General features: G+C 60.4%; 20 protein-coding genes and 2 tRNA genes. 19 read left to right on the top strand and 3 right to left on the bottom strand.

Annotation, left to right across the window (positions count from 1 at the left end):
- The first annotated feature begins 8 nt into the window (after positions 1–8).
- The 8 genes from H4684_RS01380 (at position 9) to H4684_RS01345 (ending at position 6956) form a co-directional block, all read left to right on the top strand.
- Complete coding sequence (locus tag H4684_RS01380; RefSeq protein WP_092189351.1) at positions 9–500, top strand: universal stress protein; 492 nt, start codon at positions 9–11, stop codon at positions 498–500.
- A gap of 273 nt (positions 501–773) precedes the next feature.
- Entirely contained in the window at positions 774–2012 is a 1239-nt protein-coding gene (locus H4684_RS01375) for a BaiN/RdsA family NAD(P)/FAD-dependent oxidoreductase (protein ID WP_192622579.1), read from the top strand.
- Positions 2013–2138: 126 nt separating this feature from the next.
- On the top strand, positions 2139–2618 hold the full coding sequence (locus tag H4684_RS01370; RefSeq protein ID WP_192622578.1) for a peroxiredoxin: 480 nt from the start codon (positions 2139–2141) through the stop codon (positions 2616–2618).
- A 10-nt stretch (positions 2619–2628) separates the two neighbouring features.
- Positions 2629–3945, top strand: coding sequence for a sensor domain-containing diguanylate cyclase (locus H4684_RS01365; RefSeq protein WP_192622577.1), 1317 nt, complete (start codon positions 2629–2631; stop codon positions 3943–3945).
- Positions 3938–4408: an HAD family hydrolase gene (locus tag H4684_RS01360; protein ID WP_192622576.1), complete on the top strand. Its 471-nt coding sequence runs from the start codon at positions 3938–3940 to the stop codon at positions 4406–4408. The genes H4684_RS01365 and H4684_RS01360 overlap by 8 nt, the downstream gene beginning before the upstream one ends.
- Positions 4409–4541: 133 nt before the next feature.
- Positions 4542–6602, top strand: coding sequence for a methyl-accepting chemotaxis protein (locus tag H4684_RS01355; protein WP_192622575.1), 2061 nt, complete (start codon positions 4542–4544; stop codon positions 6600–6602).
- A gap of 193 nt (positions 6603–6795) precedes the next feature.
- A tRNA-Pro gene (locus tag H4684_RS01350) sits at positions 6796–6872 on the top strand.
- A gap of 8 nt (positions 6873–6880) precedes the next feature.
- Positions 6881–6956 (top strand) — tRNA-Thr (locus H4684_RS01345).
- Positions 6957–6958: 2 nt separating this feature from the next.
- Here H4684_RS01345 and H4684_RS20920 read toward each other — a convergent pair.
- Positions 6959–7093, bottom strand: a complete 135-nt coding sequence (locus H4684_RS20920; RefSeq protein ID WP_264080931.1) for a hypothetical protein — start codon at positions 7091–7093, stop codon at positions 6959–6961.
- Here H4684_RS20920 and H4684_RS01340 point away from each other — a divergent pair.
- From H4684_RS01340 to H4684_RS01325, 4 genes are all read left to right on the top strand, one after another.
- Positions 7088–8710 carry an FmdE family protein gene (locus H4684_RS01340; protein WP_092189362.1) on the top strand — a complete coding sequence of 541 codons (1623 nt, stop codon included), beginning with the start codon at positions 7088–7090 and terminating at the stop codon, positions 8708–8710. The genes H4684_RS20920 and H4684_RS01340 overlap by 6 nt on opposite strands.
- Before the next feature lie 126 nt (positions 8711–8836).
- The gene (locus H4684_RS01335; RefSeq protein WP_092189364.1) at positions 8837–9109 is read left to right on the top strand and encodes a type II toxin-antitoxin system Phd/YefM family antitoxin; all 273 of its coding nucleotides are present in this window, start codon (positions 8837–8839) and stop codon (positions 9107–9109) included.
- Between the two features lie 2 nt (positions 9110–9111).
- On the top strand, positions 9112–9438 hold the full coding sequence (locus H4684_RS01330) for a type II toxin-antitoxin system RelE/ParE family toxin (protein WP_208599796.1): 327 nt from the start codon (positions 9112–9114) through the stop codon (positions 9436–9438).
- A gap of 100 nt (positions 9439–9538) precedes the next feature.
- A complete protein-coding gene (locus H4684_RS01325; RefSeq protein WP_192622574.1) occupies positions 9539–10165 on the top strand; it encodes a LysE family translocator in 627 nt (208 codons plus the stop codon).
- Between the two features lie 60 nt (positions 10166–10225).
- Here H4684_RS01325 and H4684_RS01320 read toward each other — a convergent pair whose 3' ends face one another.
- Positions 10226–11155, bottom strand: coding sequence for a magnesium transporter CorA family protein (locus H4684_RS01320; RefSeq protein WP_092189370.1), 930 nt, complete (start codon positions 11153–11155; stop codon positions 10226–10228).
- Between the two features lie 580 nt (positions 11156–11735).
- Here H4684_RS01320 and H4684_RS01315 point away from each other — a divergent pair.
- From H4684_RS01315 to zntB, 5 genes are read left to right on the top strand one after another with little or no spacing between them, the layout of a single operon-like run.
- On the top strand, positions 11736–15806 hold the full coding sequence (locus tag H4684_RS01315) for a response regulator (protein WP_192622573.1): 4071 nt from the start codon (positions 11736–11738) through the stop codon (positions 15804–15806).
- Complete coding sequence (locus H4684_RS01310; protein WP_092189376.1) at positions 15803–16636, top strand: CheR family methyltransferase; 834 nt, start codon at positions 15803–15805, stop codon at positions 16634–16636. The genes H4684_RS01315 and H4684_RS01310 overlap by 4 nt, the downstream gene beginning before the upstream one ends.
- Positions 16633–17226: a chemotaxis protein CheB gene (locus tag H4684_RS01305; protein ID WP_192622572.1), complete on the top strand. Its 594-nt coding sequence runs from the start codon at positions 16633–16635 to the stop codon at positions 17224–17226. Before H4684_RS01310 ends, H4684_RS01305 begins: the two co-directional genes overlap by 4 nt.
- Positions 17210–18235, top strand: a complete 1026-nt coding sequence (locus tag H4684_RS01300) for a diguanylate cyclase domain-containing protein (protein ID WP_192622571.1) — start codon at positions 17210–17212, stop codon at positions 18233–18235. The genes H4684_RS01305 and H4684_RS01300 overlap by 17 nt, the downstream gene beginning before the upstream one ends.
- 58 nt (positions 18236–18293) lie before the next feature.
- Positions 18294–19274 carry a zinc transporter ZntB gene (zntB, locus tag H4684_RS01295; protein WP_192622570.1) on the top strand — a complete coding sequence of 327 codons (981 nt, stop codon included), beginning with the start codon at positions 18294–18296 and terminating at the stop codon, positions 19272–19274.
- A gap of 73 nt (positions 19275–19347) precedes the next feature.
- Here zntB and H4684_RS01290 read toward each other — a convergent pair whose 3' ends face one another.
- A complete protein-coding gene (locus tag H4684_RS01290; protein WP_192622569.1) occupies positions 19348–20223 on the bottom strand; it encodes an adenine nucleotide alpha-hydrolase family protein in 876 nt (291 codons plus the stop codon).
- A gap of 78 nt (positions 20224–20301) precedes the next feature.
- On the opposite strand from H4684_RS01290, the gene H4684_RS01285 reads away from it, so the two are divergent.
- Together H4684_RS01285 and H4684_RS01280 are read left to right on the top strand one after the other, a co-directional pair.
- Entirely contained in the window at positions 20302–21042 is a 741-nt protein-coding gene (locus H4684_RS01285) for an MBL fold metallo-hydrolase (protein WP_192622568.1), read from the top strand.
- A gap of 46 nt (positions 21043–21088) precedes the next feature.
- Positions 21089–21427 carry a DsrE family protein gene (locus tag H4684_RS01280; RefSeq protein WP_092379197.1) on the top strand — a complete coding sequence of 113 codons (339 nt, stop codon included), beginning with the start codon at positions 21089–21091 and terminating at the stop codon, positions 21425–21427.
- The last annotated feature ends 679 nt before the right edge of the window (positions 21428–22106 follow it).

Here is a 22106-nt window from a genome sequence, read left to right as displayed (position 1 = left end):
GGCACTGCATGTACAAACGCATTCTTGTCCCCATTGATTTGCAGGAACCCGATGATCGCGCCCGCTGCATGGGCCTGGAGAGATCGATTGAACTTTGCCGCCTATACAAGGCTCAACTGTACATCCTGACAGTAGTTCCAGACATGGGAATGCCCATTGTCGCAAACTACTTTCCGCCAGACGCAGGCGACAAGATTGTCGGCGAGGCCGAGGAAATGCTGCATGAGATGGTTGGAGTCTACATTCCTGACGACATCGATGTTAACTATCTTGTCGCACAAGGTTCAATCTATAGAAGAATCCTGCGCATGGCAGAGAAGATTAACGCAGACCTCATTGTGATGCCTGCTCATCGCCTCAAACTGCAGGACTATCTTCTTGGCACAAATACGGCCAAGGTCGTCCGGCATGCGCAGTGCTCGGTGCTGGTGGTACGCTACGACTCCGAAGAATCCTGCGCGATCTTCGATCAATCGGGCGACCAGGAAGACGAGGACTAGACGCGCAGGGCCTGCTTTTCACCCGCGCCCCGAATGATCACGCAGCCCGTGACGGCCCGGGCGGCCTCCCTTTTCCGGGAAGCTGCCCGCCAGCCGGCAGGGGCTTTTTTCTTTTTTCGTCCTCGGATCGTGACGCCCAGGCATCGGGCAGGCACCGGGCAGGCCAGTGCCTCGAAAAACCGTACGTGTTTGCATGCGTGCGGGGCAAACCCTACTCAACGCCCTTTACATCCTGCCCCGCTCCCTTCAGAATGAAGTTTTTGAAGGAATCCCATGAACCACTCAGTCATAGTCATCGGCGGCGGGCCTGCCGGTCTTCTGGCCTCTGCCACCGCCGCCTCCAAAGGCGCCACGGTCACCCTGCTCGAACGCATGGACCGCCCGGGCCGCAAGCTTCGGATCTGCGGCAAGGGCCGCGGCAATATCGGCAACACCGCGCCTTTAAATGAGTTCCTGACTCATTTCGGCAAGAATTTTCGTTTCCTGCGCCCGGCCCTGTCCCATTTCTTCACCACGGACACCGTCGAACTGCTGAGCGATCTTGGCGTCCCGACCAAGGAAGAGCGCGGCGGACGCCTTTTTCCCGCCAGCGACAGCGCACAGGATCTGGTGGACGCCTTTGTGCGCAACGCCAGGACAAAGGGCGTCACCATCCGCACCGGCTGCCGGGTTCGAGGCATCAAACGCAAGGACGGACGGTTCGAAGTCTCCTTCGGCACTCAAACCCTCACGGCGGACAGGATCATCCTGACCACCGGAGGTGCCTCATACCCCGCGACCGGCTCCACCGGCGACGGCTACGAGCTTGCCAAAAGCCTGGGACACGCCATCGTGCCCATCGCTCCGGCCCTTGTCCCGCTGATCACAGCCGGGGATACCGCCTCGAAATTGCAGGGTTTATCGCTCAAGAACGTGCGCGTTGAATTGCGCGTTGACGGCAAGAAGGCCGGAGAAGACATGGGCGAGATGCTCTTCACCCATTTCGGCCTGTCCGGCCCCCTCATCCTGACCTTGAGCAAGGCCGCCGTGCGTGCGGTGGACCAAGGCAAAAAGACCGAGATCCTCATCGATTTGAAACCCGCCCTGGACACGGCCAAGCTGGACGCTCGCCTTCTGCGCGACCTGGCGGAACATGGCAAAATGCACCTGGAAAACCTGTTGCGCGGCCTCATGCCACCCAAGCTCATCCCGGTATGCCTCGAACAGACGCGCCTGGCCGGAGACAAGGCCGCCCACCAGATCTCCTCCGAGGAGCGCAAGCGCCTGCGCCTGTGGCTCAAGGAACTGCGCTTCACCGTCAGCGGCTACCGTCCAATGCGCGAGGCCATCATCACCTCCGGCGGCGTGGATCTGTCCGAAGTCAATCCCAAGACCATGGAATCGAAAGTCTGCCCGGGGCTTTTTCTGGCCGGGGAAGTGCTCGACATGGACGCCGACACGGGCGGCTTCAACCTGCAGGCGGCCATGTCCACGGGTTACCTGGCAGGGCTGAGCGCCTCCGACGCCCCATGACCACGCACGCACGTGAGGATTGCATGACCGCATGTTGACATCCCGATGATCCACGAGCACACCCTTGCACGCACACAGGGGTTGCGCTAGGAGCTTGAAGGGACTTTGCTTTCCAAGGAGTTTTTCATGACCGACTTCAAAATTCCGGCTCCAGGCGAACCGGCTCCCCCTTTTTGCCTCGACGGCGCATCACGATCCGGGGTCAGCCTGGAAGACTACCACGGGCGCTGGGTGGTTCTCTATTTCTACCCCAAGGACAACACTCCCGGCTGCACCGTGGAGGCACAGGAGTTTTCCGCCCTGAAGGACCAGTTCGCGGAACTGAATGCCGTGATCCTGGGATTGAGCCCTGACTCCATCAAATCCCATCAGAACTTCACGGGCAAGCATGACCTGCAGGTGGAACTCTTGAGCGACCCCGAGCATGAAATCCTGAAGCGGTTCGGGGCCTGGCGGCTCAAGAAGAACTACGGCAGGGAATACATGGGCGTGGCGCGTTCGACATTTCTCATCGATCCCTCCGGAGTGATCCGCCGCACCTGGCCCACCGTGAAAGCTTCCGGGCACGCGGCCGAAGTGCTGGCCGCCTTGAAAGCGCTGGTCTGAACCAAAAGCCATGCCGCGCGGACAAAACACCCTACTGACGGAGCTCAAAAGCCTCGTCTCCGCCATTGAGGCCAGCGCGCGTGCGGGCAACTCGGTCGCGCTCAAAGCCCATCTCAAGGAACTCGTCGCCTGGGCCAGGCAACTCATCCTGCGCGTGCCCCTGTCCTCGTCCACGTCCACGCAGGCGCAGACGCAGGAAATCGAAGGCCTGAAGCGCAGGCTGCGCGCCTCGAAAACCAGCTTCGACTCCATGATCTCGGCCTACAAAGCCATCCTGGACGCTTTTGAAACCTTTCGCGGAACCGTCGATCTCGTCCAGCAGACCAAACGCCTGGAAGAACTTCCCGCGACGCTGGACGCCATCCGAGGGCTGCGCAACCTGCACACCCTCCACGTCGTGCTGGATTACGATCTTTTTGAACGACGCATTCCCAAGGGCGTGGGGCGGGCTTCGGCAGCCACCATCCGCGATCGCCTGAAACAATTCTCACCCAGCCCGCACGCTCCAAGGCTCTTTCTCGGCGAGGTAGGACAAATCGAAAACCCCGGTTTTTTTCTCGGGCTGGAAGAGGACCCTCCATCCGGATCCTGCTTCATCTTCGCCCTTGGGCACAAATACGTGCACTCGAAGATCATCGGCGTGGTGGCAGCCTACGATCCCGACCCAACGCGCTACGCTCCGGACAAAGCCACCGATTTTCTGAGCCATTTCTGCAATATCCTGGCGTGCACCCTGATCACCGCCCTGGAACACGCCCAGCTTGAGGAATTAACCGTACGCGACGCCCTGACCGGAGTGAACAACCGCACCTACCTGGAACGCCATGCCGGACGCATCCTCGATTTCGCGGCACGCAAAAATCTTCCCGTGCATCTGCTTTTCATCGATCTGAACGGGTTCAAGGCGGTCAACGACACCCTTGGGCATGAGGCAGGGGATGCCATACTGGTGGAGGTGGCCAGATCCATCAAGGCCATGATCCGCAAGTACGACATCTTCGTGCGCCTCGGCGGAGACGAATTCGTCATTCTGCTCCCGGACACCGATGGAGACATGACCCGCACGTTCGTGAATCGCCTGCGCCGGACCCTGGCCGACATCGACGTCAGCCGGGTCTGCTCCCTGGACACGGATCTGCGAATTTCCGCATCTGTCGGCGCAGCCCTTCACCAGCCGCACCAGAGTCTGGAAAGCCTCATCAAGGCCGCCGACCTGCACATGTACAAGAACAAGACTCTCTCAAGGGAAGATCCCGCCGCCAGGCAAGACGCTCCCATTCCAAAAACAGCCTCCCAACCGGCAAGGACCTCGCACCACCATGATTGAATTCGACATCTCCGGTTTCGGGCAACGCACCCTCCACCATCTGGTTCTGGACTACAACGGCACCCTGGCCCTGGACGGTCGGGTCCAGCCCGGCGTCTTTTCGCGCCTGAGCCAGCTCAAGAGCCAACTGCAAATCCACATCCTCACCGCGGACACATACGGTACAGTGCGTTCGACCTTCGGACAGACAGACTACACGGTGCATGTCCTGCCCGCTGGCAATGAATGCGCGGCCAAGGCCGAATACGTGCGCGAACTCAAGGCCCCGTCCTGCGTTTGTCTCGGCAATGGCAACAACGACGCCGTCATGCTCGCGGAGGCCGGACTGGCCATAGCCGTTCTTCAGCCCGAAGGGGTAGCAAGGGCCGCCCTCACCTCGGCCCACATTCTGGTTCCCGGCATCGAGGCCGGCCTTGATCTTCTGCTGCACCCCACACGCCTCAAAGCCACCCTGCGCGCCTGACGTACACGCGCCTACTACCTACGCAATTTTTTTAACCACTTAATATTAATAATCCTTGCTGATTTATTCAGTCAAAATACGTATAAATTGTACTACGCAACTCGTATTACACTACCTCATGAGAGGAGGGCGCATGATCAACACCCAGTCCATCAAATTCACCACAAAACTGTTTACCGGAATCCTGTCCATTCTGATTCTGTCATTGATATCGGTAATCGCGGTCTCTAACATTCTCGTCAAGGACGGACTGGAAAGTCTCGGCAGGGATGCGCTGGAGAACATCAACAACTCCGTCTTCATCTCGCTTGAAACCCAGAACTCCCTTTTGCTCGAAAAACTCGCCGGCGACATGACCATCCTGGAGGGAGAACTGGACCGCTATGGTTCCTTTGACCTGGACCCAAGCTACATGCTGGACCGAACCATCATCAATCAGGTCAGCAAAAAATCCAAGCAAGTCAGCATACCCAGACTAATGCTCGGCGGAACGGTCATGAACGGCAACACGGGCATCGTGGACAAGATCCAGTTCATGACCGGTGGTGTGGCCACCATCTTTCAGGTGCTGGACGACAAACTGCTGCGGGTATCCACCAACGTGCGCATCAACGAAACGGACCGTGCGGTGGACACTTACATCCCCGCCGACAGTCCCGTATACAAGACAGTCATGAGCGGCGAAACCTATAACGGCCGCGCTTTTGTGGTCAACGACTGGTACGTGACTTCGTATAAGCCCGTGTACAACGCCGACGACAAGATCGTGGCGGTCCTCTTCGTGGGACGCAAGATACTGACCCCGCAGCTGCGCGAGATGCTGACCACCATCAAGGCGGGCGGTGTCGGTTACTTTTTCGTGTACAATTCCAAAGGAGAGGTGCTGGTTCATCCCTCCCTCGAAGGAAAAAATATTTTTGAGGTGCCCGGTATCGGGGACTTCTTTCGCGAACACAAGAACGGCTTCCTCGACTATGAGTGGAACGGAGAGCATAAAATCACATTCACTCACCACTTCGAACCCTGGGACTGGCATGTCGCCGTTGGCCTGAGTGATGCACAGATGGTTCGCGGGCTGGACACGGAAATCATTACCGATAGCATCTACGTCGGCTTGGCCGTCATGCTCCTCGGCGTATTCATCGCCGTGCTGCTCATCCGCGGCATCGCCAAGCCCCTGAACCAGCTCGCGGCCAAGAGCCTGCAGGTGGCCGATGGCGACTACACCATCGCTTTCACCCACCCGGCCAAGGACGCCATCGGGCATCTGTCCGACGCCTTGAACACCATGGTCGGCCGCACCAAGGAAATGCTCGGCGAAATCAACACCGCCACCCAGTCCCTGGCCACCGCGTCCACGCAACTGTCGAGCATATCCTCCCAGATGACCGAGGGGTCGGCCCAGACCGCGAACATGGCCAACACGGTCAGCAACGCGGCCGAGGAAGTCAGCGGCAACATGAACTCCGTCTCGGCGGCCATGGAACAGGCCTCCATGAACATGACCACCGTGGCCACGGCGGCTGAAGAAATGTCCGCCACCATCCACGAGATCGCCCAGAATTCCGAGCGGGCCAAGAACACCACGGCCAGCGCGGTATCCAAGGCCCAGGCCGCATCGGGCCGGGTCGACGAACTGGGCGCGGCCGCCAAGGAAATCAGCGCCGTGACCGCGACCATCACCGCCATCTCCTCCCAGACCAACCTGCTGGCCTTGAACGCCACCATCGAGGCGGCGCGGGCGGGCGAGGCCGGACGCGGATTTGCCGTGGTGGCCAACGAGATCAAGGAACTCGCACAGCAGACCGCCAAGGCTACCGAGGACATCCGCGAGAGGATCACGGGCATCCAATCCGTGACCACCCAGACGGTGGGCGACATCTCCGACATCACCGGAGTCATCGCCGAGATGAATGAAATCGTGGGCACCATCGCCGCCGCGGTCGAGGAGCAATCCGTGACCACTCGCGACATCGCCGAAAACGTCGGGCAGGCGTCCATGGGCATCACAGAGATCAACTCCAACGTGGCCACCAGTTCGTCCATGACCCACTCCATCAGCTCCGACATCGAAAAAGTGCGCTCGGCCTCGGACGAGATGACCGCGAGCAGCCAGACAGTGCAGCAGAGCGCGATGGAGCTCTCCGAACTTGCCGAACGCCTGCGGGATCAGGTTTCACGTTTCAAGATCTAGGCCCGTGCAGTGGGTGGAAAAAAGGGCCGCATGCGGCCTTTTTTACCGCCTGCAAACAGTTTCATCCAGCCATGACCCAAACACAGCGGCCCGGAAAAACAAACAATTTCAAAAAATGTCACGTTATTTCGGGTTGAAATCAAAAAAGTGTTTGACAAAGCCCAAGGCTCTACCTAGAAGCGTTTTCTCGTGTCGGGATGTAGCGCAGCCTGGTAGCGCACTTGAATGGGGTTCAAGGGGCCGGAGGTTCAAATCCTCTCATCCCGACCACACGAAATGCCCACATAGCTCAGTCGGTAGAGTGCGTCCTTGGTAAGGACGAGGTCAGCAGTTCAATCCTGCTTGTGGGCTCCAGATTATAAGCCGGTCTTAGGACCGGCTTTTTTTTGTTGCGTGATATCCACCTTTTTCACAAAGTTCTCTTTTGGCCGCTTCACTGCTAAATCTTCGCGGTCAAACAAAAACCTTTCCCCCGCGAGGAATACATGCACGTAGGCTCCTACACCTTTCAGGAATTCAAGGACAAAGCCGCCGAATTTCACGGCTATCCCGCCCCCGGCCTCTTGATAGGCGGCTACATGGTCGAGATGGCCAAGGCCGCGCTGCCCCCGAATATCCTTTTCGAGGCCGTGGTCGAGAGCAAGAAATGCCTGCCCGACGCGGTGCAGCTCCTGACCCTGTGCAGCATCGGCAACGGCTGGATGAAGATAGTCAACCTTGGCCGCTATGCCGTCTCCCTTTTCGACAAGTACACGGGCGTCGGCGTGCGCGTCAGCGTCGATCTGGACAAACTCAAGGACTGGCCGCAGATCGAAGGCTGGTTCTTGAAGCTCGTGCCCAAGAAGGACCAGGACACCGAAGAGCTGTTCCGGGAGATCGAGGCCGCCGGAGACAGCATCCTGCGCCTGGAAAAGATTACGGTGCAGCAGAGGCTCCTGGGACACAGCCACATGACCCGCATCGACCGCTGCCCAGTCTGCCGTGAAGCCTATCCGGTCAGCGACGGAGCCATCTGCCGAGGCTGCCAGGGCGAGGCCCCCTACGAACATTCGCGCGCAGTTGAAGTCGAGGAATGCATGCCGACCCGCGTACCCGTGGCCGAGGCTGTCGGCCGCAAGGCACTGCACGACATGACCCGCATCGAACCCGGCCAGAGCAAGGGCGCGGAATTCCTGGCCGGACAGACCATCACGGCAGGCGATGTCTGCCGGTTGCAGCAGATGGGCCGCAACAGTGTCTACGTGCAGGACGAAAGCCTGCCCGAAGGCGAATTCGTGCACGAAAACGACGCGGCGATCAGCTTTGCCACCCGCATGGCGGGCCCCGGCATCGCATGCACGCCCGAGCCCCGCGAAGGCAAGATCGACTTTCATGCGGCCTGTTCCGGCCTCCTGCAGGTCAACCTTGAAGCACTGGAACGTTTCAACCTGACCCCCAACGTCATGTGCGCCACGCGCCAGCACTGCGCCCTGGTCGAAGAAGGCCGCCTGGTGGGCGGCACCCGCGCCATTCCGCTTTTTCTCAGCCGCGAAAACTTCAGCCGCGCCCTGAGCGCGCTTGGCGACGAGCCGATCATGTCCATCGCCCCGCTGCGCCAGGCCAAGATCGGCGTGCTGGTCACGGGCACTGAGGTCTTTCAGGGCCTGATCGAGGACAGATTCGCGCCCATCATCCGGGCCAAGGCCGAAGCCCTGGGTTCCACTGTGGTGGGCGAGGTAGTCGCCCCGGACGACCGGGAGGCCATTGCCGACGGCGTGAAGCAGCTGCTGGAACGTGGCGCCGACCTGATCGTGACCACGGCCGGCCTGTCCGTTGATCCCGACGACGTGACCCGCAAGGGCCTGGAGGACGCAGGAATGACCGACGCACTGCACGGCGCGCCGATCCTGCCCGGAGCCATGACGCTCATCGGCCGCATCGGAGGCGTGCAGGTCATGGGCGTGCCCGCCTGCGCCCTCTTCTTCAAGACCACGAGCCTGGACGTGCTCCTGCCCCGCCTGCTGGCCGGCGTGCCCATCACCCGCCGCGACCTGGCCCGCATCGGCGAAGGCGGTGTCTGCCTGCAGTGCAACACCTGCACCTACCCCAAGTGCACTTTCGCCAAATAACCGCCCTTTCGGCAAAATGACCTCACGCGTCCCCGCTGTCCGAACCGGACGGCGGGGACGCTCTTCATGGACAAGAGACCAAATAAGGACTAAATAAGTTCCATCTCGATTATCCGGAGGGCATCCATGAAATATTCCACCCAGGTCAAACCCATCAGTTATCTCAAAAGCCATGCGGCCGAGATCGTGTCCACGCTTTCGCAGACCCGGCAACCGCTGCTCATCACCCAAAACGGGGAAGCCAAACTCGTGGTCATGGACGTCAAAAGCTACGAAGCTCAGGAAGAAACCTTCGCGCTCCTCAAACTGCTGGCTTTGGGCAAGCGGGAGATGGACCAGGGAAGATTCCGGGACGTTGAGGATGTTTTTACCGAGATTGACGCCCTCGATCCGAAATGACCATGCGTATCTTCATTCTCGAATCCGCCGAACGGGACTTGAAGGAATTGCGCCGCTATCTCATTGATACCTTCACGCCCAAGCATTGGCAGGACACATACGCGGACATCAAGAAAAGCGTGCGCGGACTACAGGAATTTCCCCGCAGTGGCGTCATCCCGGATGAAATCGCGCAACTCGGCCTGACTCAGTATCGCCAGATTCTGTCTGGAAAAAACCGAATCATCTACGAAATACGCGCCAAAGAGATCTACATCCACATCATCGCCGACACGCGGCGGGACCTGGGGTCCCATCTTGCCAAGCGTCTGCTGGAGCGCGAGCCCTGAGTTCGGCCGTACCCGACGCAGCGACACGCCCCGCCAACGCGCCCTTGCCCGCCGCCCGATCATCGATTATCCATCCCGGCATCATCACCGCGGAGGAATCATGATCAGCATCGACCAGCTTCTCGTCTTCAGCCTGACCTCACTGTTACTCATTTTCACCCCCGGCCCGGACATCATCTACGTGCTGACCCGAGGCGTGGCCCAGGGGCGCTCGGCCGCGCTGGCCGCCGCCATGGGCTTCAGCCTGGGCAACATCGGTCACACCCTGCTTGCGGTCTTCGGACTCTCGGCCATCCTGGCCTCGTCGGCCTTGGCCTTCACCCTGGTCAAGATCGCGGGCGGCATCTACCTGCTCTATCTCGGCTTCAAGCTCTGGACGGCGGACCCGGCGCTGGTCCTCTCCGGGCACGGGGAAGACAAGACGGCCCGCATCATCTTTCGCCAATCGATCCTCGCCAATCTGCTCAACCCCAAGGTCGCGATCTTTTTCCTGGCCTTCTTTCCGCAGTTCGTGCGCCCCGACCAGGGGCACCCGGCCATGCAGATGATGGTCCTCGGCCTGACCTTCGTCGTTTTGACCATGCTCGGCTTCGGACTGGTGGCCCTTGGCGCGGGAGCGCTCAACTCCCGCCTGGCCGCCCGCCCCTCCCTTTCGGCCTGGCTGCACAAGGGCGCCGGAGCCATCCTCATGCTGCTTGGCCTGCGCCTGCTCTGGGCCGACCGCTAGCCCGAAAAAAAAAGGCGGGCCGCATCCGGTCCGCCTTCAGTTCCCCCATTCGCGAAAAAACTACATCCAGCGCTTCCTTGCCAGCAAAAGCCAGGCGAGCAGGCATCCGCCGACGGCGATCCCGGAAACGATGGCGAAGGCATGGGGCGAGCCTTGAAAAGGGGTCGCGATATTCATGCCGTAAACACCCGAAATGATGTTGGGAATCATGAGGATGATGGTGAATCCCGTCAGGAATTTCATGACCATGTTCATGTTGTTGGAGATGATGGATGCAAACGCGTCCATGGTCCCGGACAGGATGTCGCTGTGGATCTTGGACATGTCGATGGCCTGCCGATTCTCGGTGATGGCGTCCTCCAGCAGATCGGACTGATCCTCGGTCAACTGGATGGTGCGCATGCGCAGGACCTTGTCCATGATGATGTCGTTGGCCTTGAGGGACGTCGTGAAATAGACCAAGCTCTTCTCGATGCCCAGAAGCTCGATGAGCTCCTCATTGCGCATGGACTGCTGCAGCCGGTGCTCGATCACGTCCGAGCGCCTGATGATGTCTTTCAGGAACCTCAGGTAAATGAGCGACGTGCGCTGCATGAGATGGATGGCGAAACGCATCCTGTCCGCCGTATCCACAATGCGGGTGCGTCCGTTCAGAATCCCGGTGACCAGATCCTGCGGAGAGCGGCAGACCGTGACCACGGCCGTAGGCGTTATGATCACGCCGATGGGCTGGGTGAGGTAGGGGATGCGGTCGGAGACATTCTCGACCGGCACGCGCAGGACCAGCAGAAGCACTCCTTCCTCCAGTTCAAGGCGGGCGCGCTCGTCGACATCCAGAGGGTCGGTCAGATGGTCGAGGGGAATGCCGAGCAGGATCGAAGTGCGCTGCAACTCCTCTTCGGAGGGGTTGATCAGATTGACCCAGCAGTCGGAGTCGAGGTGTTCCTGAGGAGACAGGATTCCATCAATGGTCTTGTGGATTGTAATCATATTGTGAGTCCTTCAAATGGTGTGAACAGGCAGAAAAAATACGCCGGGTTCATCGGCAGCCCGGGCGTGGCCCAAAACCGATCTGAAGAATCACGAGTACGGGTCCGCGGAACGGCCCGCGGCACGAGGAAGCTGTCCGGAACGGACGAAGCGGCGGCAAAAGACCGCACGGGAACGAAAAGTGTGGGAAAGCATGATCCACCTGCCGCAGCGCCGAGGCTCCGTCAGGCGGCCGGGTCAGGCGCGATGAGGACGGGGAGCTCGACGAAAAAGTTTACGATGTCGGAAGCAGGGCCTAGGGCCGCAACTGTCGCCAGAATCCACTGTGATCTCCTTTGCATGTCGCCCGGGCACAATGTCCGGGACACAAAAAACGATGGCCACCCGTACGCCTGACACTCTCGAAACGCAAGCTCAATCCCGCGGTTCCTGTCGCAAACGTGCAAAAAAGTTCCTGAAATCCACGCCGGATGCGTTGCCCTTGAAAGCGTTTTAACGTAAGTGCAATCGATTCTTTCAAGGCAGTTCCCATTACACGCGACCTCCGGGACGCATTCCCTTCAGAGCGCCAGGATGAACCATGATTTTTGACAACATCCGCATGAAGCCCAAGCTCCTTTTCCTGTTCATCATGACCGGAATCGTTCCTCTGGGCATCGTGGCCCTCATCGGCAGCTACTCCGCTTCCAACGCCCTTCTGGATCTGGCCTTTGAACAACTCGGCAGCATCCAGGCCATCAAGCGCGACAAGCTGCAAACCACCCTGACCGAACGCATAAGCGGGCTCAAGCTCCTGGCCGGACTGCGGCAGACCCAGCAGGCCGTGGGCGACCTGAACGTGCTCGGGGAAGATGACCCGGCGCGCCCCTACCCCATCGAATCAAGCGAATATCAAAGAATTCACGGCAGATACGACTCCCAACTCAAGGGCTACATCGCCGTCAACGGCTTTGAGGACCTCTACCTGATCGACCGTCGTGGAGGTAATGTCATGTACGCGGCCGGCCAGGGCGAGGAGCTTGGCACCAGCCTGGCCACCGGTCGCTACCGGCACACGGCGCTGGCCAGACTCTGGGAACGGGTGCTGCGCAGCGGAGACGTGGCCTTCGAGGATTTCAGCGTCTACGAGCCCAATGGCGGGAAACAGGCCGCCTTCATCGGCTATCCGGTCCTTGACCTGCAAGGCGGCGTGGCCGGGGTCATCGCCGCGCGCGTCTCGGGGGAGTTCATCAACCAGATAATGCCCTCCCGGCAGGGCCTGGGCAAATCGGGAGAATCCTATCTGCTGCGCTGGCTCGAATCCCAAAAGAAATTCGAAATGCGCAGCGATATCAAGACCATGGGCAATGGCCTCTACGTCATCGGCTACACCCTGCCCCGCACTCCCGCCTACTGGCATGACGCCGTGGTCAAGGGCTTCGACGGAGGCGGCGGCACCTACGAGGACAGCGCGGGCACGACGGTGCTGGTGGCCTTCAACACGCTGGACGTACTGGGCACCAACTGGATTCTCATTTCCAAGATCGACAAGGGCGAAATTCTGCGCCCCATCTGGACATTCCTGCTGATCATCTGCGTCACCGGCGCGGTACTGGCTCTCATGATCGCGCCCGGCGCCTATGGCCTGGCCAAAGGCATCAGCCAGCCGCTGGAACAGGGCGTGAGCTTCGCCGAGGCCATCTCCGCCGGAGATTTGAAGGCCCGCCTGGACCTGCGTCAAAAGGACGAACTGGGCATGCTGGCCAAGGCCCTGAACAGCATGGCCCGCAACCTGCGCGAAATGGACTGGCTCAACCAGGGCAAGACAGGCCTCGACGACACCCTGCGCGGCGAACACAGCCCCCAGGAACTGGCCCGGCTTTTCATCTCCTTCATCTGCAAGCACCTGGACAGCCAGATCGGACTCTTTTTTCTGCACGATGACGGCGAACTGGTGCTGACCTCATCCTACGCCTTCACCAACCGGCAAGGGCAATTCACCAGACTGCGCGTAGGCGAGGGGCTGGTCGGCCAGGCCGCCCTGGAAGGAGAAATCCTTACCTTCGCTCAGGTCGAAGAGGGTGCGCCGCATTTTCATTTCGGTCCAGGCGAAGCCGTCCCCAGCCATTTCCTGGCCGCGCCCGTATTCATGGGCAAGGAGCTGCTCGGCGCATTTCTCATCGGCCGCGAATATGCATTCTCACCTCTGCACAGGCAGTTCATAGCCGATATCGCCAAGAACACGGCGGTTTTGTTCAACATGGCCACCTCGCGCGGCGTGATCGCAGACCTCTTGCGGCAGGCCCAGGAGCAGCAGGAGATGCTGCGGGTGGCCAACGAGGAACTCGAAGAACAGACCAACATGCTCAAGGAGTCCCAGACCGAGCTGCAGGCCCAGCAGGAGGAGTTGCAGGTCACCAACGAGGAACTGGCCGAACAGACCCGCGCCCTCAAGGAATCCGAACGCAGGCTGCAGGACCAGCAGGGCGAACTGCGCTCCGTCAACGACAAGCTTGGCGAACGGGCCATGGAGCTTGAAGAGCAGAAAAGCGCCATCCGCCGCAAGAACAAGGAGCTTCTGCGCGCCCAGGAGCAACTCAAGCTCAAGGCCCAGGAACTTGAAAGCGCGAGCAGGTACAAATCCGAATTCCTGGCCAACATGTCCCACGAGCTGCGCACCCCGCTCAACTCCATCCTCATCCTGTCCCAGCTTCTGGCGCACAACAAGGAAGGAAACCTTTCCCCGAAGCAGACGGAAGCGGCGTCGGCCATCAACTCTTCGGGCGCGGACCTGTTGCGCCTCATCAACGAAATCCTCGACCTGTCCAAGGTCGAGGCGGGCAAGGTCGAGCTGCACCTGGAAGAGATGCCGCTAACCTCCATGATCTCGGACCTGCAGCGGGTCTTCAAAGGCGTCGCCGTGGAAAAAGGCGTCTCCTTTCTGGTCGAACAGGATCCATCCCTGCCCGAGACCATGCTCACCGACACGCACCGGCTGCAGCAAGTCCTGCGCAATCTCCTGTCCAATGCCTTCAAGTTCACGGACCACGGCAGCGTCACCCTGTCCATCTCCCGTCCCGACCCTGAAATCGCCCTGCCCGAGAGCATTCCCTCGGCCGAGGAGGCGATCTGCATCGCAGTCACGGACATGGGCATCGGCATCCCCGAAGACAAACAGGGCACGATCTTCGAAGCCTTCCGCCAGGCCGACGGCAGCACCAGCCGCAAATACGGCGGCACGGGCCTTGGGCTGTCCATCTCCCGGGAACTGACCAAACTTCTGGGCGGGGAAATCCGCCTGCACAGCCGGGAAGGACAGGGCTCGACCTTCAGCCTGATCCTGCCCTTGCGCCACCACGCCGGGACCTCCGTTGACGAAACCCGCCCCAGGGAGTCCGCGCCCGAACAAAAAGCGACGCCCCCCCGGCCTGCAAAGCCCGAGGTCGAAGCGCCCGCGCCCTATCTGCAGGACGATCGCGCCAACCTCAAATCCGGCGACAAGTCGCTCCTGATCATCGAGGATGACCAGCATTTCGCCCGCATCCTGCGTGATCAGGCGCGAGACATGGGCTTCAAGGTCCTCTTGGCGGCCGACGGCGAGACCGGTCTGCACTTTGCCGATTTTCACGCGCCAAGCGCCATCATTCTCGACAACGTCCTGCCGGGCATAGACGGCTGGACGGTCATGGAGCGGCTCAAAAACGATCCCGGAACGCGGCACATCCCTCTGTCCTTCATTTCGGCGGAAGACCGCAGCCTGGAAGCCATGCGCATGGGCGCGCTGGCCTTTTTGACCAAGCCCGTAAAGATCGAAGAACTGCAAAAACTGCTCGAAAAAATAGACACCTTCATCAAAAAACCCTCGCGCAGGCTGCTCGTGGTCGATGACGACGCCCTGCAGCGGGAGTCCATTCGCGCACTGATCGGCAACGGAGACGTTGAAACCGTAACCGCCGCCTCGGGCGCCCAAGCGCTGGCGCTGCTCAAGTCCCAGAACTTCGACTGCATGATCCTGGACCTTGGGCTCAGCGACATGTCCGGCTTTGACGTGCTACGGACGCTGCGCTCCGGCCCGACCCCGTCCACCCTGCCCGTGGTCGTCTACACGGGCCGGGACCTGAGCGACGAGGAAGAGCGCAGACTCTCGCAGTATGCGGAGAGCATCATCGTCAAGGGCGCACGCTCTCCGGAGCGGTTGCTGGAAGAAACGACGCTCTTCCTGCACCGGGTCCAGGCCAATCTGCCCCAGGAAAAGCAACGCATGCTCCAGACCGACTCGGAGCCGGAATCCGTGCTCTACGCGCGCACGGTCCTCGTGGTCGATGACGACATGCGCAACATTTTTGCACTGACGAGCGTGCTTGAGGAAAAAGGGATGCAGGTCGTGGTGGCCCGGGACGGCAGCGAAAGCCTGACCAAGCTGCGGGAGAATCCCGAGATCGATCTGGTGCTCATGGACATCATGATGCCGGTCATGGACGGCTATGAAGCCATGCGGGAAATCCGCAAGGATCCGAGGCTCAAGGACCTGCCCATCATCGCCCTGACCGCCAAGGCCATGAAGGGGGACAAGAGCGCCTGCATCGAGGCCGGCGCCAACGACTATCTGGCCAAGCCCGTGGACATGGACAAGCTGCTCTCGCTGCTGCGCGTTTGGCTGTACCGTAAATGAACGTCCATCCCGAGACCGAGCGCATCGAATTGCGCCTGCTTCTGGAAGCCATCTACCTCAAATACGGGTACGACTTCCGCAACTACTCCATGGCCCACCTCAAGCGGCGGGCCGAGTACAGGTTGAGCCTCTCCGGGCTGGCGTCCATTTCGCAGTTGCAGCACGCGGTCCTGCATGACGAAAAGATGTTCCTGATTTTTTTGCAGGACCTGTCCATCAATGTCTCGGAGATGTTCAGGGACCCGCCGTTCTACAAGGCGCTCAGAAACGAGATCCTGCCCATGCTCGGCACCTACCCGTCCTTCAAGATCTGGCATGCGGGATGTTCCGCCGGACAGGAAGTGTACTCCATGGCCATCCTGCTGCACGAGGCGGGAATGCGCGAGCGCGGGCAGATCTACGCCACGGACTTCAACCGCGCCATTCTGGAACAGGCCAGGGAAGCCGCCTTTCCGCTGGCGCAGCTCAAGGACTACACGACCAAATACCAGCAGGCGGGCGGGGAAAATTCATTTGCCGACTACTACGCGGCCGACGACGAACGGGCGCTGCTGTGTTCGTTCCTCAAAGAGAGGATTTTCTTTTCCGAGCACAACCTGGTCACGGACGGAGTTTTCGGCGAAATGCACCTGATTGTCTGCCGCAACGTCCTCATCTACTTCGACCGCGAGTTGCAGGATCGGGTGGTGGGACTGTTTGTCGATAGCCTGTGTCCGGGAGGATTCTTGTGCCTGGGAAGCAAGGAGAGTCTCAAATTTTCCAGGCATGCGGAAAAATTTGAAGTCGTGCGGGAAAAAGAAAAAATTTACCGCAAGCGCAGGGACGCATGAAAAGAGCGTTCAAGGCAGTGGTTGTCGGAGTTTCGTCCGGTGGTCTCGAAGCCCTCAAGATTCTTGTCCCGGGCCTGCGCAAGGACCTCTCCGTACCCGTGCTCATCGTGCAGCACCTTTCGCCACAGGCCGACTCCTATCTTGCGCTCCGCCTGGACGAGGTGAGCGGACTCAAGGTCAAGGAGGCCGAGGACAAGGAGTTTCTGCAGGCGGGCGTGGCGTATGTGGCTCCACCCGATTATCATCTGCTGGTGGAACCGGACGGAAGCCTTTCCCTTAGCGTTGACCCGAAAGTGAATTTTTCGCGGCCCTCGGTGGATGTGCTCTTCGAGACCGCCTCCGACGCCTTCGGCGCCGCGCTCATCGGCGTGGTCCTGACCGGAGCCAACCAGGACGGGGCCAAAGGGCTGGCCCGCATCAAGCGCCGAGGAGGCCTGGCCGTCGTGCAGTCCCCGGAATCGGCCCTGGCGGACGCCATGCCACGGGCCGCCCTGGAATCCACCAACGTGGACCATGTCTTGCCTTTGCGCGAGATCGCCCCTTTTTTGAACAACCTCCTTATTGGACCGAGCCATGCCAACACCGATTGACATCCTGATCGTGGACGATCGCCCGGAAAACCTGCTGACTCTTGAACATCTCCTGGAAAACCCGGAGCTGAACATCGTGCGCGCGGGATCAGGCCAGGAAGCCCTAGCCAGCCTGCTGGACCACGATTTCGCCCTGGTGCTTCTGGACGTACAGATGCCGGACATGGACGGTTTTGAAACGGCGGAACTGATGCGCGGCAACAAACGCACCCGGCACATCCCCATCATCTTCGTAACCGCCAGCCATACCGAGCATCAGCACATTTTTCGCGGGTACGATTCCGGGGCCGTGGACTATCTGTTCAAGCCCCTGGACCCGCAAATGCTCTTCTGCAAGGTCCGCATATTCCTGGAAATTCACCGCCAGCGGCATGCACTGCAAAGCAAGACCAGGGAACTTGACGCCAGAATCGCAGAACTCAATCTGCTGCAGGCCGAACTGGAGGAAAAAAACCGCCAGCTGCAACTCCTGTCGTCCCTTGACGGGCTGACCGGCATCCCCAACCGCCGTCAATTCGACGAGATGCTCAATCTGGAGTGGAACCGCATGGCCCGCGAAAAAACCCCGCTCTCGCTGATCATCCTGGATGTGGATCATTTCAAGCTTTTCAACGACCGCTACGGACATCTGGCCGGCGACTGCTGCCTGTGCCGCGTGGCCTCGGCCCTGGCAGGCATGATGCGACGACCCGCCGACATGGTCGCGCGCTATGGCGGTGAGGAATTCGCGGCCATCCTGCCGGGCACCGGCGCCGAGGGAGCGCAGCTAGTGGCGGAGAGCATGCGCCGGACCGTGGCCGAACTTGCGATCGAACACCTGGACTCGCCGGTCCAGAGCGTGGTCACCGTAAGCCTTGGAGTGAGCACGGTCATCCCGATTCCCGGCTGCATCCCGGCAGACTTGATCCAGGCCGCCGACCAGGGACTTTACCAGGCCAAGCAGGAAGGCCGGGACCGCTGGATTCGCACCGACTGCATTCCCCTGTCGTGCAAATCGCCCTGGAACTAGGCGCGTCACCCTTTGAAAGCCAATGAATACAATGCATGGTGACAGCGGAGCCCATGAAATGACTACGCCAGAATCATTGCCTTTAAACGCTTTCCGAATTCTCGACGGGCGGGGACATGGAGCGCTTCAGGCCTGGGTGCCGGGACAGGACGTGCCCCGAAACGACGGCCTCGCATGGTTCCACCTGAACTATGCCGACCCGGAAACCCGGGACTGGCTGCTGCGCTCCGAATTGCTGAGCATTCCTGTGGCGGAATCTTTACTCGACGAGGAAACACGGCCTCGCGTACTGCATCACGGCGAGGGGCTGCTCCTGACGTTGCGCGGGGTGAACCTCAATCCCGGCGCCGAACCCGAGGACATGGTCTCCATAAGATTATGGATCGAGGACGGCCGGATCATCTCCACGCGCAAGCGCCGGCTCAAATCCGTGGAAGCAATCCAGTCCATGCTCGAAGCGGGACACGGCCCACGCAGCAGCGGGGAATTCCTGGTGATGTTGCTCGGGCTCATGACGGACAACATCGGAGAGGTCATCGAGGCACTGGAAGACAACATGGCCGAGGTGGAAGAGAGGATCGTCGAACACAAGGATGCCAGGGCCCGCGAAAGCCTGGCCGATCTGCGCAGGCAGGCCATCGCGCTCCGCCGCTACCTCGCGCCACAGCGCGAGGCTCTGTCACGGCTGACCACCGAGCAGGTGCCATGGATGAGCCCGGACGATCATTTCCGGATTCGCGAAACCACTGACGAGCTCATTCGGCACATAGAAGATCTTGACGCGGTGCGTGAACGCGCGGCCCTCGCCCACGAGGAGTTTGTGAACCACGCCTCGGAACAGCTGAACCGGCGCATGTTCCTGCTCTCGGTGGTGACGGTCATCTTTCTTCCACTGGGATTCTTGACGGGACTTTTCGGCATCAACGTGGGCGGCATCCCCGGATCCGGCAGCCCATGGGGCTTTGCCGCATTCTGCCTGGGCGTCGCACTGGCGGGAGCGGGCATATTCCTGATATTCAAGCGGTCCCGCTGGCTATAAAAAAAAGACGATTGATCATTCCAAGCATGGATTACAGCGCGGCGCCACCATGGCACGCACGCAAAGGACCTGATCAATCGTCTTGTGCGCTCTCTAACATTCCGACACGCCCCTCTGCAAGAAAGGATTGCGTTTTTTGCTCATCATCCATTCTGTCGAAATAGCCGCTCAGTTGTGACACGCAGCGCACCGCGATGCGTGAAAAACCCTCGGCAAGAAGAACCTCCTCCAACATGCAGAGCATTCGGGATGAATGAATCTCACGGCCAAGATGCAGTTCATGGCATCCCCGGTCGCCAAGTCGCAGCCTGAAGGGGAATTCCTCATGTCCCGCCGCTTGCAAAGCCTCTTCCACGGCCCGCTCCCCTGCGGCCAGACGCGCCAATAGCCGCGCATCAGGCGCCAGGCCATACGGCAGGCGGGTCAGCAGACAGGCCCGGGCCTGCTGCTCCGGGCGCGCGAGGCCCGTCTTCCTGGCCAGGGCGCGGATCATGTCCTTGGTCAATCCGACTTCTGCCAGGGGAGAGCGGATGCCAAGTTCAAGCAATGCCCGCCTTCCGGGACGGAACTGCCGGGCGTCCGAGGCGTTGGAACCGTCACAGACAGGCGCCGTGGCGACGGACAGTATCTGCTCGAAAAGAAACCGCTTGCATTCATAGCAACGCGCCTTCGAACCGGCCGCGACTTCAGGCAGATGCAAGGGATCAAGCCGCAGCAATTTCCAGGGCAGCCCCATGCTCACAGCCCACGCGAGAGCGTATTCGGACTCTTCGGGAGCGACATGTGGACCACGGACATGCACAAGCTCCACCGACACTCCGGCCAGCAGCCCTGCATGGGCCAAAAAACGGCTGTCGATCCCGCCGGAAAAGGCCACGGTGACAGGGCCCACTTCACGCAGCCGACCGATCAGAGAATCCCAGGCGGAAGTTTCATCATGCAAAGGCATCGAGACTCCTCGTTTCAAGCTGATCTTCATCCAATGTTTCCTCTTCCCTGCCCGCCGAAAACACCGTAAGCGACCGCCATGAGCCACTTCAGCGCGATCCACGAAATCGACGCGGGGGACTTTTCGGTCCGCAGCGTCCTGATCCGGGGAACCCGGTTCTGCCTGATCTGGGACACCTTGACCAGTCCGCGCGACATGGCCAGCTTCGCCCAAATCTGCGCCGGACAGCAGTGTCTGGCCGTCTACAGCCACGCCGACTGGGACCACGTGCAGGGCACGGCAGCCCTGGACAATCCCGTCGTCATCGGCCACTCGGACTGCGCCCGGCGGTTCGAGGTCGAGGCCGGGCAGACCCTGGCCGACATGCAGGCCCGGGAACCGGGCAGGTGGGACGAGGTCAAGCTCATCCCCCCGCACATCACCTTCGAAGGCCGCCTCGACCTTGACCTCGGTGGCCTCACGGTCCAGCTGCACTCCCTGCCCGGACACACCCCGGACACCCTCGTGGCTTTCATCCCGGAAATGGAGCTTCTGCTGGCCGGGGACGCGGTGGAACTGCCCCTGCCCTGCGTGCCCGCAGGCTGCGACCTCGATGCGTGGATAGGGGAGCTTCTGCGCTGGCGCAAGCACCCGGGAGCGTGTAGGATCATCCCATCGCACGGACCCATGGGCGGCAAGGACATTCTGGACGGCACCATCGACTATCTCGACGGCTTGCGCCAGGGCCAAAACAGGCTCTTGCCTGAAGGGCTGTCCCCGTTTTACGCCAGCACACACCGGGACAACTTGAGTAATCGCGGCATCGGCACCGGATCGTAGTCCGCCTGTATCAATGCAATTTTCAACATCAACCGAGGAGATCTCGATGAAGGTCGTCTTTCACCTGGACCTGGACGAAGAAAAGGTTCTGCGCATCGCCCTGACCAACATGGAAAACCTGCGCGCCGCCAAGCCGGGAGCACGCATCAATCTGCTGGTCAATGGACCCGCGGTCAAATTTTTCCGCAAGAACGGCGAGGACGAATTCCTGACGCGCATCAAGAACCTGATCCAGTCCGAAGTGACGGTCTTCGTGTGCCAGAACGCCCTGCGCGCCTTCGAAATCCCCGAGGAAGACCTCTGCCCCGGATGCGAAACCGTCCCCGCCGGCGTAGTCGCCCTGATCAAATTGCAGCAGCAGGGCTGCGCGTACATCAAACCGTAGGGGCGGTCCTGCGTGACCGCCCTGCCTTTGGTCCTGCGTGACCGCCCTGCATCGCGGGAATGGGCAGACACGCAGGTCTGCCCCTACGGTGCATTCGTTACAACCCCGGCCGTATTAATGACGACCCGTCAACCAAATCCGCGCCTATCGTAGGGGCGGTCCTGCGTGACCGCCCGGCATTCCGCCCCGCGTGACCGCCCGGCATCGCGGGAATGGGCAGACACGCAGGTCTGCCCCTACGGTGCATTCGTCATAACCCCGACCGCATCAAACACGACCCGTCAACCAAACCCGCACCTATCGTAGGGGCGGTCCTGCGTGACCGCCCTGCCTTTGGCCCCACGTGACCGCCCGGCATCGCGGGAAAGGGCAGACACGCAGGTCTGCCCCTACGGTGCATTCGTCACAACCACGGCCGTATTAATGACGACCCATCCCCGTAGGGGCGGTCCTGCGTGACCGCCCGGCCTTTGGTCCTACGTGACCGCCCTGCCTTTGGTCCCGCGTGACCGCCCGGCATCGCGGGAATGGGCAGACACGCAGGTCTGCCCCTACGGTGCATTCGTTACAACCACGACCGAATTTATTACTCCGAGCCCTAAACAGTTAACATTTTAGGCTGCGTATCGAACATGTTGTCCGTGGAAATACTTCTGAACAATCGAGGGCCTTCTCTGGC

This window comes from Desulfomicrobium macestii (assembly GCF_014873765.1).
Lineage (GTDB): Bacteria > Desulfobacterota > Desulfovibrionia > Desulfovibrionales > Desulfomicrobiaceae > Desulfomicrobium > Desulfomicrobium macestii.
The sequence above is the reverse complement of the archived record's forward strand: the minus strand, read 5'-3'. Positions and strand labels throughout refer to the sequence as shown.

What these genes read in the sequence shown, in the direction of transcription:
- H4684_RS01380 (WP_092189351.1), top strand. Translation starts at nt 9, where the DNA reads ATGTACAAACGCATTCTTGTCCCCATTGATTTGCAGGAACCCGATGAT.
- H4684_RS01290 (WP_192622569.1), bottom strand. Translation starts at nt 20,223, where the DNA reads ATGCCTTTGCATGATGAAACTTCCGCCTGGGATTCTCTGATCGGTCGG.
- H4684_RS01340 (WP_092189362.1), top strand. Translation starts at nt 7,088, where the DNA reads ATGCACGTAGGCTCCTACACCTTTCAGGAATTCAAGGACAAAGCCGCC.
- H4684_RS01300 (WP_192622571.1), top strand. Translation starts at nt 17,210, where the DNA reads ATGCCAACACCGATTGACATCCTGATCGTGGACGATCGCCCGGAAAAC.
- H4684_RS01285 (WP_192622568.1), top strand. Translation starts at nt 20,302, where the DNA reads ATGAGCCACTTCAGCGCGATCCACGAAATCGACGCGGGGGACTTTTCG.
- H4684_RS01310 (WP_092189376.1), top strand. Translation starts at nt 15,803, where the DNA reads ATGAACGTCCATCCCGAGACCGAGCGCATCGAATTGCGCCTGCTTCTG.
- H4684_RS01320 (WP_092189370.1), bottom strand. Translation starts at nt 11,155, where the DNA reads ATGATTACAATCCACAAGACCATTGATGGAATCCTGTCTCCTCAGGAA.
- H4684_RS01325 (WP_192622574.1), top strand. Translation starts at nt 9,539, where the DNA reads ATGATCAGCATCGACCAGCTTCTCGTCTTCAGCCTGACCTCACTGTTA.
- H4684_RS01335 (WP_092189364.1), top strand. Translation starts at nt 8,837, where the DNA reads ATGAAATATTCCACCCAGGTCAAACCCATCAGTTATCTCAAAAGCCAT.
- H4684_RS01355 (WP_192622575.1), top strand. Translation starts at nt 4,542, where the DNA reads ATGATCAACACCCAGTCCATCAAATTCACCACAAAACTGTTTACCGGA.
- H4684_RS01365 (WP_192622577.1), top strand. Translation starts at nt 2,629, where the DNA reads ATGCCGCGCGGACAAAACACCCTACTGACGGAGCTCAAAAGCCTCGTC.
- H4684_RS01305 (WP_192622572.1), top strand. Translation starts at nt 16,633, where the DNA reads ATGAAAAGAGCGTTCAAGGCAGTGGTTGTCGGAGTTTCGTCCGGTGGT.
- H4684_RS01375 (WP_192622579.1), top strand. Translation starts at nt 774, where the DNA reads ATGAACCACTCAGTCATAGTCATCGGCGGCGGGCCTGCCGGTCTTCTG.
- H4684_RS01280 (WP_092379197.1), top strand. Translation starts at nt 21,089, where the DNA reads ATGAAGGTCGTCTTTCACCTGGACCTGGACGAAGAAAAGGTTCTGCGC.
- zntB (WP_192622570.1), top strand. Translation starts at nt 18,294, where the DNA reads ATGACTACGCCAGAATCATTGCCTTTAAACGCTTTCCGAATTCTCGAC.
- H4684_RS01315 (WP_192622573.1), top strand. Translation starts at nt 11,736, where the DNA reads ATGATTTTTGACAACATCCGCATGAAGCCCAAGCTCCTTTTCCTGTTC.
- H4684_RS01370 (WP_192622578.1), top strand. Translation starts at nt 2,139, where the DNA reads ATGACCGACTTCAAAATTCCGGCTCCAGGCGAACCGGCTCCCCCTTTT.
- H4684_RS01330 (WP_208599796.1), top strand. Translation starts at nt 9,112, where the DNA reads ATGCGTATCTTCATTCTCGAATCCGCCGAACGGGACTTGAAGGAATTG.
- H4684_RS01360 (WP_192622576.1), top strand. Translation starts at nt 3,938, where the DNA reads ATGATTGAATTCGACATCTCCGGTTTCGGGCAACGCACCCTCCACCAT.